Genomic DNA, 9,731 nt, shown 5'->3' with positions numbered 1-9,731 from the left:
GGGGGGGGGGCTCGCGGTCCCCCCCCCCGGGGGGGCCTGCGGGGGGGGGGCGCGGGGGGGGGGGGGGGGCGGGGCGCGCCCGGCGGGGGGGGGGGGGGGGGGGGGGGTCCCCCCCCCCCCGCCCCCCCGGCCGTTCCGCGCGCCGGCGGGCGGCCGCTCTCCGTCCGCGCCCGCCGCGCCGTCGCCCGCCGCGCCGTCGCGGGGCGGACCGCAGGCTCAGCCCTCCGGCGTGGGTTGCTCGGCCCCGGGCGGGCCCTGGCGGGTCGGCGCGCCGCTCAGCCAGCCGCGGGCCCGGCGCTGCTCGTGGGCGACGCGCCCGGTGGGCTCGGGCGGCAGGCGGGAGAGCGTCGCGGCGGCGGCCTCGCGGCGCCCCGCCCGGGCGTAGGCGCCGGCCAGGCGGCCGGTGATCAGGGCGTGGTCGTGCGGATGCTCGGCCGGGTCCAGGTGTCCGAGCGCGGCGTCCAGGTGGGCCACCGCCGCGTGGGCGTGCGCGGCGCGGCCGGTGCGGACGGCGAGGTCCCGGTGGCAGGTGCCGTGCGCGACGCCGAGCACCAGCGCGGCGCGGGTCGGCCGGGGCTCCGCCCGCCCGGCCCGCCGGTCCGCCTCGGTCAGCCGCTCGGCCTCGACGAGCGCGCGCCAGGCCTCGGGCGCGGCGCCGTTCAGGGCGTGGGCGTGCGCCTCGGCGAGGGCGGCCCAGGACTGCAGGCCGGGCACCCGTCGCGCGGCGGCGCGGGCGGCCTCGGCGTGGGCGAGCGCGCCGGCCGGGTCGCCGTTCCACCAGTGCAGGGTGCTCTGCCGGGTCAGCAGGGCGGCCGTGGTGGGCTGGTCCCCGGCCGCGCGGGCCCACTCCAGTCCGGCCGTGAACCAGCCGAGCGCACGGGTCCGGCGGTCCCCTTCGAAGTGCGCCCAGCCGGCGAGTTCGGCGTACTGGGCGGCGAGCGACCGGACGGCGGTGACGGCGCCGCGCGGGGTGGAGTGCTGCCAGCCGGCCAGGGTGCGGGCGTGGTGTTCGAGGACGGCGGCCAGGGGTTCGCCGCCGGTGCGGGCAGCGGCGGCGCGGTAGACGCCGAGCAGCTGGCGGAGCACCTCGAAGGTGGCGGCGTCCGGTGGGGTGGCGCCGCGCAGGGTGGCGCCGAGGGGTGGTCTGGCGGGTGCGACGAGCTCGCCGAGGCGTTCCCGCTCCTGTCGGACGGGCTGCCAGAGGGCGGCCAACTCCCCTCCGGTGAGCAGGAGTTCGTCAGCCCGGGCGGGAAGTCCGGGTGGTGGCCAGCGGCGGGCGTTCTCGACCCGGCTGATCAGCGAGTTGTGGTAGCCGAGCCGGCGGCCGAGTTCGGCCTGGCTGAGCCCGCGGGCCTCGCGCCAGTGGCGCAGCCGGTGGCCGAAGCGTTGGCGCGCCGAGGCGTGCGGCGTGGGGGCAGGGGGGAGGGGCACGGGGTCTCCCGGGAGGGGGTGGGGGAGCGCTCGTGGGGGAGCGCCATGGCCCAGATATCCCCCTTGACGTGCCATCGTCAAACTGGCCCGCGCCGGAGCCGCTCGGGCGTGTCCGCCGGGCGCGCCCGGCGGTGAGCGCCGGACGGGCCCCGGACAACGGCGCCGGGCCCGGGAGCCTCCGCAACGGCTCCCGGGCCCGGCGTTCCACGCGCGGTGCGGACGGGTCAGGACTCCGCCGCCACCGCGGCCCGCCGCCGTCGGCCCACCACGGCCGAGGCCACGAGCACGATCGCCGCGGCGACCAGCGACAGGTACATCTGCTTGCGCCCGTCGGAGTCGGTGAACATGTACGCCATCACGAACCCGATCATGCCGATGGCCGCCCAGGTCAGGTACGGGTACAGCCACATCCGGACGGTCAGTCGCTCGGGGGTCTCCCGCTCGATGATCCGGCGCATCCGCAGCTGGGAGAAGCAGATCACCAGCCAGACGAAGAGCGCAACCGCGCCGGAGGAGTTGAGCAGGAAGGCGAACACCGTGTCGGGCGAGGTGTAGTTGAAGAAGACCGCGACGAAGCCGAAGACCACCGAGGAGAGGATGGCCACCCGGGGTACGCCCCGGTCGGTCACGGTCGCGAAGGCCTTCGGCGCGTCGCCGCGCTGCCCCAGCGAGAACGCCATCCGGGAGGCCGTGTACATCCCGGAGTTGAGGCAGGACAGCACGGCGGTCAGCACGATCACGTCCATCACCTGGCCGGCGCCGGGGATGCCCACGTGCTCGAGCACCGCCACGTACGGGCTGCCCTTGACGGCGGCGGAGTCCCACGGGAGCAGGGTGACCACGAGCAGGATCGAGCCCAGGTAGAAGATCCCGATGCGCCAGATCACGCTGTTGGTGGCCTTGCTGACGGCGCGCTCCGGGTCCTCCGACTCGCCCGCGGCCAGGGTGACGATCTCGCTGCCCATGAAGGCGAACACCACGGTGAGCATGCCGGTGAACACCGCGCCCACGCCGTGTGGCAGGAAGCCGCCGTGGCCGGTCAGGTTCTCGGTGCCGACGGCGTGCGTGCCGGGCAGCAGGCCGAAGGCGGCGAGGGTGCCGATCACCAGGAACGCGGCGATCGCGACCACCTTGATGCCGGCGAACCAGAACTCGAACTCGCCGTACGAGGCCACCGAGAACAGGTTGGTGGCGGTCAGCACCGCCATCACGATCAGTGCCCAGCCCCACTGCGGCACGCCCGGCACCCAGTTGTTGAGGATCTTGGCGCCGGCGGTGGCCTCCACCGCGAGGACCACGACCCAGAAGAACCAGTACAGCCAGCCGATGCTGAACCCGGCCCAGCGGCCGAGCGCGCGGTCCGCGTACGCCGAGAAGGAGCCGCTCTGCGGGTCCGCGGCCGCCATCTCGCCGAGCATCCGCATCACCAGCACGACCAGCACACCGGCCAGCGTGTAGGAGAGCAGGATGCCCGGGCCGGTGGAGGCGATGCCCGCGCCGGAGCCGACGAACAGGCCGGCGCCGATCACGCCGCCGATGGCGATCATCGACAGGTGGCGGTTCTTGAGCCCGGCCTTCAGGTGGCCGTCGCCGCCGCCGTGCCCGGCCGGCCCCGACTGGTGGGGGACGTGGGGAGCCGCCGTCGACTTGGTGGTGTCCGCACTCATCAAAGGGTGCCCTGTGCCTTTCCCGCGCGGCTGACCCTCGGCTCGTCGCGCCGGAGGGTGGGGGGATTGACCCGCGCATTGCGGTGCAACCTAACGACTACGCACGAGTATCGGAACAATGGTTTGGTAACTGTTCGCTCAGCGGACACGAAAGAGCAGGTCAGAGGGGGTGGAAAGGGGTCCCGAAAAGCTCAAATCTGACGCATCGTCATCGGTCGGGGCGGCTCCGAAGCTCTGCTGGAGCTCAGATCTCGCGCAATTCCAGCACGGTGATCCGAAGATCATTCGGCTGCGAACGTCCGCCCGGTCGATCACCCGGCCGTCCACCCGGTCGCTCACCGGGGTGCGCGGCCAGGCGGGCGGCCAGGCGCGCGGCCAGGATCCGCGGGACGTCGCCCTCCCCGGAGTACCCCGGCACCACCTCGACCTCGTCCCGGCGCGTCCCGGGCTCCCCGGCCACGGCGTACGTCACCCGGTACCTGGTGCGGTCCGGCGGCGGGGCCTGCCCGGGCCGTCGTCCGGCCGTCATCCGCGTCCACCTCCTCGGCCCCCGCGAGCCCATTGTGTGCTTCCCGTGCGGATCGGGGGAAACGCGGGCAGAGTGGAGACTCCGGAGCCCGGAAGCTCCGTCGGACGGGAACCTCCGGGAAGGAGCGACCCCATGCAGACCACCTGGAAGGGGACGATCAGCTTCGGGCTGGTCAGCATCCCCGTCCACCTGTACTCGGCCACCCAGGAACACGACGTCCCGCTGCACCAGGTGCACGCCAAGGACGGCGGACGGGTCCGGATGAAGCGGTACTGCGAGCAGGAGGAGAAGGAGGTCCCGTACGCGGAGATCGCCAAGGGCTACGAGTCCCCCGACGGCCGGACCGTCACCCTGAGCGACGACGACCTCGCCGACCTGCCGCTGCCCAGCAAGAAGATCATCGATGTGCTGGCCTTCGTCGACGCCGGCGAGATCGACCCGCTGATGTTCTCCAAGGCCTACTACGTGGGCGTCGCCGACAAGGCCGCCGCCAAGCCCTACGCGCTGCTGCGCGACGCGCTCACCGAGTCCGGGCAGATCGCCGTCACCAAGATCGCCCTGCGCACCCGGGAGTCGCCCGCGGTGCTGCGGGTGCACGACGGCACCCTGGTGCTGCAGACCTGCATCTGGCCCGACGAGGTCCGCCCGGCGGCCGGCATCGCGCCCGAGGAGGACGTCGCCGTGCGGCCGCAGGAGCTCAAGATGGCGCGCTCGCTGATGGACACCCTCTCCGAGGACTTCGACCTCTCCCAGCTGCACGACGACTACCAGCAGGCGCTCCAGCAGGTGATCACGGCCCGGCTGGAGGGCGTGGAGGTCCCGCACGAGGAGGAGCCCGGCGAGGCGCCCGACAACGTGATCGACCTGATGGAGGCGCTGCGCACCAGCCTCAAGCAGGCCAGGAGCGGGCGGGGCCAGGGCCCGGCGGAGGACGCGCCGGAGGAGGCCCCGGAGGAGGAGGGGAAGCCCGAGCCCCGCCGGCGCGCCCCGGCGAAGAAGAAGGCGGAGCCCGACGCGAAGGCCGCCGCGGCGAAGCGGACCACGACCCGGAAGACGACGGCCGGCGGCACCGCGGCCGGCGGACCGTCGACGGGCAAGAGCACGACGGGCAGGAGCACGAAGGCCAAGAGCACGACGGCCAAGACGGCGACGGCCAAGTCCACGACCGGAAGGACCACGACCGGAAAGTCCACGGCTCCGCGCAAGGCCTCCTGAGCCCCGCGGATCCGGCCAGCCCCCCGAGACCCGGAGGCGATCCCGATGGACCTGCTGACCTACAAGGAAACCGAAACCGGCCCCGACGCCCCGGCGAACCCCAGCCGGATGCACCGGGCCTGGCACTGGCTGCTCAGCCTCAGCCCGACCGTGGTGACCGTCATGATCGCGCTCTCGATCGGTCTGTGCATGGTCGCCGTCCAGATCAGCCAGACGTGGGTGATGGTCGTCCTGGCGATCTTCTGGGGCCTGACGGCCGTCGCCATGGTCGGCGTGCTCGCCCGGTGGATGACGCCCGGCCCGGGCAGGCACCGCGTGGCCTCCTGACCCGGGCCGGGCACCGGTGCGGTCCGGGAGCGCTCAGCCGAGCCACACCGTGGTGATGTTGCAGAACTCCCGGATCCCGTGCCCGGACAGCTCCCGCCCGAACCCGGAGCGCTTGACGCCGCCGAACGGCAGGGCGGGGTGGGAGGCGGTCATCCCGTTGAAGAACACCCCGCCGGCCTGGACGTCGCGCACGAAGCGCTCCTGCTCGCCTTCGTCCCGGGTCCAGACGTTGGAACTCAGGCCGAACGGCGTGTCGTTGGCCAGCGCCACGGCCTCGTCCAGGTCGGCGACCCGGTAGACGGTGGCCACCGGGCCGAAGGTCTCCTCCAGGTGGATCCGCATCGCCGGGGTGATGCCGGTCAGCACCGTCGGCTCGTAGAAGTACCCGGTGTCCCAGCCCTCCGGGCGCCCGCCGCCGCACTCGACCCGGGCGCCGTGCGTCCGGGCGTCCTCGACCAGCTCCTCCAGGTCGTCCCGGCCCTGGCGGCTGGCCAGCGGGCCGACGTCGGTCGCCTCGTCCATCGGGTCCCCGACGCGCAGCGACCGCATCCCCTCGGTGAAGCCCGCGGTGAAGCGGTCGTAGACGTCGGTGTGGACGATGAAGCGCTTGGCGGCGATGCAGGACTGGCCGTTGTTCTGCGCCCGGGCGCGGACGGCGGTGCGCACCGCCGCGTCGACGTCGGCGCTGGGCATGACGACGAACGGGTCGCTGCCGCCGAGCTCCAGCACCGCCTTCTTCACCTCGTCGGCCGCCGTGGCGGCGACCGCCCGGCCGGCCGGCTCGCTGCCGGTGAGGGTCACCGCGGCCACCCTGCGGTCCCGGATGACGCCCTCGACCGCGCCCGAACCGATCAGCAGGGTCTGGAAGCAGCCCTCCGGGAAGCCGGCCCGCCGGAAGAGCTCCTCCAGCGCCACCGCGGTGCGCGGGACGTTGGAGGCGTGCTTGAGCAGGCCGACGTTGCCCGCCATCAGGGCCGGCGCGGCGAACCGGATCACCTGCCAGAACGGGAAGTTCCACGGCATCACGGCCAGCACCGCGCCGATCGGGCGGTAGCGGACGTAGGCCCGGGCGGCGCCGGAGTCGGCGACGTCGGCCGGGTCCGGGTGCTCGTCGGCCAGCAGCGCCTCGGCGTGGTCGGCGTACCAGCGCATCGCCTTCGCGCACTTGGCGGCCTCGGCCCGGGAGGCGGTGAGCGGCTTGCCCATCTCCTCGGTCATCGTGCGGGCGACCGTCTCCTGGTCCTGGTCCAACAGGTCGGCGGCCCGGCGCAGCAGGTCGGCGCGGGCGGCGAAGGGGGTGGTGCGGTAGCTGTGGAACGCGGCCTCGGCGCGGGCCAGTCTGCGTTCGACGCCGGCCGCGTCGAGCGGCTCGAAGGTCTCCAGGATCTCGCCGGTCGCGGGGTTGACGCTGGCGATGGGCATGCGGGGCTCCCAGGGGGGTCGGGGTCCGGTGCGGCTGCGCCTCTCACCCTCCCCGACGGCCCGCCCGCGGGCACGCCACCGGCGCCCGGCGTGTCCCCGCCGGGCGCCGCCGCGCGGCCGGTCCGGACGCCCCGGTCGGCCGCCGGGGCAGGCCGCTACTCGGGCAGCGACTCCACCCGGGCCGCGGCCTCGCGGGCCCGCGCGCCGGCCCTGGTCCGGCCGGCCGTCACCAGTCGGTCGGGAAAGCGGTGCAGGTACTCGGCCTCCAGCTGTCCGGTGCGCAGGGTGTGCCGCCGGAGCGCGTCCTCCGAGCCGTGCAGGAAGGTCTCGTGACGGGTGCGGTGCAGCTGTTCCAGCTCGTGCAGGAGCGTGTCGTTGCCCAGGGCGTGCGGGGAGATGCCCTCGGGCCGGACGTGCGGGTCGACGTGCCGCATCTCGGTACCTCCTCGGCGGAAGCCCCCTCCTACCCGGTGCCCGCTGGCCGCCCCCGGTACACCCGCGGGGGTGACGCCCGCTGCGCCGCGAGCACCTCCGGAGGGCGCCGACCGGGAGGGAGCGGAACGTAGGATGAATCCTTCCGGATCATCCGTTTCGTCCCCTACAGCTCGGACAGATCTCCCATGCCGCTTCCCAAGGCCGAACTCCACCTTCACATCGAAGGCACCCTGGAGCCCGAACTCGCCTTCGCCCTCGCCGCCCGCAACGCCGTCACGCTGCCCTACGCCGACACCGAGGAGCTGCGGAAGGCGTACTCCTTCAGCGACCTGCAGTCCTTCCTCGACCTGTACTACGCGCTGATGGCCGTCCTGCGCACCGGGCAGGACTTCACCGACCTCGCCGACGCCTACCTCGCCCGGGCCGCCGAGCAGGGCGTCCGGCACGCGGAGATCTTCTTCGACCCGCAGGCGCACACCGCGCGCGGCGTGCCGCTCGGCACCGTGGTCGACGGGCTGACCGCGGCGCTGGAGCGCAGCGAGGAGCGGTACGGGATCAGCACCCGGCTGATCATGTGCTTCCTGCGGGACGAGTCCGCCGAGTCCGCGCTGGAGACCTTCGAGGCCGCCCGCCCGTACTTCGACCGGATCGCCGGCATCGGCCTCGACTCGGCCGAGGTCGGCCACCCGCCGGCCAAGTTCCGCGAGGTGTACCGGCGCGCCGCGGAGGCCGGCCTGCACCGGGTCGCGCACGCGGGGGAGGAGGGCCCGGCCTCCTACATCACCGAGGCGCTGGACGTCCTCGGCGTCGAGCGGATCGACCACGGCCTGCGCTGCCTGGAGGACGGCGAGCTGGTCGCCCGGCTGGTGCGCGAGCGGATCCCGCTCACCCTCTGCCCGCTCTCCAACGTCCGGCTGCGCTGCATCGACACCCTCGCCGACCACCCGCTGCGCGAGATGCTGGAGGCCGGCCTGCTGGTCACCGTCAACTCCGACGACCCGGCGTACTTCGGCGGCTACGTCGAGGACAACCTCCGGGCCGTGCAGCAGGCCCTCGCCCTGGACCAGGAGACCCTCCGGCTGCTCGCCGCGAACTCCTTCCGCGCCTCCTTCCTCTCCGAGGAGCGCCGGGCCGAGCTGCTCGCCGAGGTCGCGGCCCACCGGTTCTGAGCCGACCGCTTCCGAGCCCGCGGGCAGTGCGCCCGCCGGCAGTGCGCCCGCCACCCCCGGGAAGGGAGGTGGCGGGCGCGGGCCCGGCGGGGTGCTCCGGCGGTGCTCAGAGCAGGGTCGACCAGTAGTACCAGAACCGGTTGAGCACCAGCAGCGCGATCACCGCGTACCAGAGCGCCGGGACGACCCAGTGGTAGCGGGCGGCCTCGCGGACCACCGGGCGCAGGGCGCGGCCGGTCGGGATGACCCCGGAGCGCAGGTTGTGCAGCGTGGTGTACCAGAACAGCGGGATCATCGCGGCCCAGACCACCATGCAGTACGGGCAGAGCGCCCCGATCGAGTACAGCGCCTGGTACATCAGCCAGGTCACGAAGCCGATGCCGAAGACCGTCCCGGCCTGCAGCCCGAGCCAGAACCAGCGCCGGTACGAGGCCCCGGCGAGCAGCCCGGCGCCGACCGCGACGACCACGGCGAAGCCGACCAGGCCGAGCAGCGAGTTGGGGAAGCCGAAGGCCTCCGCCTGGTCGCTGCGCATGATCGAGCCGCAGCTGATGATCGGGTTGATGTTGCAGCTCGGGACGTACGACGGGTCCTTCAGCAGCCGGATCTTGTCCAGGGTGAGGACCGCCGAGGCGAACAGCCCGACCGCGCCGCCGATCAGCAGCAGCCAGGCGAACGGGCGGCTCGCACCGTACGTCCGCGCGGCGGGGGCGGCGGTCGTCATCCGGTCACCTGCTTGACCAGCGCGGTGAACTGCTCGGGGCTGACGGCCTTGCCGCCGGTGAGGACGTCCAGCTTCTTCCCGTCCAGCTTGACGGTCGGGGTGCCGGTGACGTCGCTGTTGTTGAACTCCTCGTTCACCTTGGCCGCCCACGGCGCGTAGGTGCCGTCCTGGACGGCCTTGACGAAGCCGTCGGTCTTCAGGCCGGGGACCTTGCCGGCCAGGTCGAGGACGTGGTTGACGTCGCCGAAGGCGTCGCTGCGCTCGTCGGGCTGGTTGGCGTAGAGCACGTCGTGGAACTGCTTGAACTTGTCCACGCCCTCGTTCAGCGCGGCCCCGGCCGCGGCCAGCGCGGTGCGCGAGCCCTTGCCGCCCAGGTTCTTGTCCAGGAACGTCGCCAGGTGGTACTCGATCTTGTAGGTGCCCGCGTCGGCGAGCTGCTGCATGGTCGCACCGGTGGTGGTCTCCAGCTGCTCGCAGAACGGGCAGCGGAAGTCCTCGTAGACCTCCAGGGTGTGCGGGGCGTCGGCCTTGCCGTAGGTGATCACGGTGCCGTTCGGGCCGCCCGCGTTCGCCGGGACGACCAGCGGGCCGTTCGCGGCCGCGTCGCCGGAGCCGGAGGAGCCGCCGACGGCGAGGGCCACGCCCGCGGCGAGGGCCAGCACGGCGGCGGAGGCGGCGCCGACCACCACCCGGCGGCGGATCCGGTCGGAGCGCTCGGCCTGGGCGCGGGCGGCGCGCATCCGCTCGGTGGCGTTGGTCTTGGCGGCGGTCTTGCGGGTGTTGCTCATGGGTGTCGTCGTCCTGTGCTCTCG

General features: G+C 73.8%; 10 protein-coding genes. 3 read left to right on the top strand and 7 right to left on the bottom strand.

The genetic code is table 11. The features are described 5' to 3' along the window. Positions 1 to 216 precede the first annotated feature (216 nt). The 3 genes from ACIA8Q_RS16225 to ACIA8Q_RS16215 form a co-directional block, all read right to left on the bottom strand. Positions 217 to 1,431 (bottom strand): helix-turn-helix transcriptional regulator, encoded by a 1,215-nt coding sequence (locus ACIA8Q_RS16225; RefSeq protein ID WP_360207995.1) that lies wholly within the window; start codon positions 1,429 to 1,431, stop codon positions 217 to 219. Between the two features lie 224 nt (positions 1,432 to 1,655). Next, positions 1,656 to 3,098 carry an amino acid permease gene (locus ACIA8Q_RS16220; protein WP_360207993.1) on the bottom strand — a complete coding sequence of 481 codons (1,443 nt, stop codon included), beginning with the start codon at positions 3,096 to 3,098 and terminating at the stop codon, positions 1,656 to 1,658. Positions 3,099 to 3,342: 244 nt separating this feature from the next. Further along, positions 3,343 to 3,627, bottom strand: coding sequence for a hypothetical protein (locus ACIA8Q_RS16215; RefSeq protein ID WP_360207990.1), 285 nt, complete (start codon positions 3,625 to 3,627; stop codon positions 3,343 to 3,345). A gap of 132 nt (positions 3,628 to 3,759) precedes the next feature. Here ACIA8Q_RS16215 and ACIA8Q_RS16210 point away from each other — a divergent pair, with 132 nt between their 5' ends. Beyond that, positions 3,760 to 4,842, top strand: coding sequence for a Ku protein (locus ACIA8Q_RS16210; protein WP_387899785.1), 1,083 nt, complete (start codon positions 3,760 to 3,762; stop codon positions 4,840 to 4,842). A gap of 45 nt (positions 4,843 to 4,887) precedes the next feature. Continuing rightward, on the top strand, positions 4,888 to 5,169 hold the full coding sequence (locus ACIA8Q_RS16205; protein WP_360207985.1) for a hypothetical protein: 282 nt from the start codon (positions 4,888 to 4,890) through the stop codon (positions 5,167 to 5,169). 33 nt (positions 5,170 to 5,202) lie between these two features. Here ACIA8Q_RS16205 and ACIA8Q_RS16200 read toward each other — a convergent pair whose 3' ends face one another. Beyond that, entirely contained in the window at positions 5,203 to 6,591 is a 1,389-nt protein-coding gene (locus ACIA8Q_RS16200) for an NADP-dependent succinic semialdehyde dehydrogenase (protein ID WP_396317336.1), read from the bottom strand. A 155-nt stretch (positions 6,592 to 6,746) separates the two neighbouring features. Further along, a complete protein-coding gene (locus ACIA8Q_RS16195) occupies positions 6,747 to 7,025 on the bottom strand; it encodes a DUF6158 family protein (RefSeq protein ID WP_360207980.1) in 279 nt (92 codons plus the stop codon). Between the two features lie 186 nt (positions 7,026 to 7,211). Here ACIA8Q_RS16195 and ACIA8Q_RS16190 point away from each other — a divergent pair, with 186 nt between their 5' ends. Beyond that, positions 7,212 to 8,195, top strand: coding sequence for an adenosine deaminase (locus tag ACIA8Q_RS16190; protein WP_360207977.1), 984 nt, complete (start codon positions 7,212 to 7,214; stop codon positions 8,193 to 8,195). A gap of 106 nt (positions 8,196 to 8,301) precedes the next feature. On the opposite strand, the gene ACIA8Q_RS16185 is transcribed toward ACIA8Q_RS16190, so the two are convergent. Further along, positions 8,302 to 8,919, bottom strand: coding sequence for a vitamin K epoxide reductase family protein (locus ACIA8Q_RS16185; protein ID WP_363363110.1), 618 nt, complete (start codon positions 8,917 to 8,919; stop codon positions 8,302 to 8,304). Then, entirely contained in the window at positions 8,916 to 9,707 is a 792-nt protein-coding gene (locus ACIA8Q_RS16180; RefSeq protein WP_360208342.1) for a thioredoxin domain-containing protein, read from the bottom strand. The genes ACIA8Q_RS16185 and ACIA8Q_RS16180 overlap by 4 nt, the downstream gene beginning before the upstream one ends. Positions 9,708 to 9,731: the final 24 nt, after the last annotated feature.

This window comes from Kitasatospora sp. NPDC051705 (assembly GCF_044453265.1).
GTDB lineage: Bacteria > Actinomycetota > Actinomycetes > Streptomycetales > Streptomycetaceae > Kitasatospora.
Note: the sequence above shows the minus strand (reverse complement) of the source record. Positions and strands in the feature narration are given on the sequence as shown.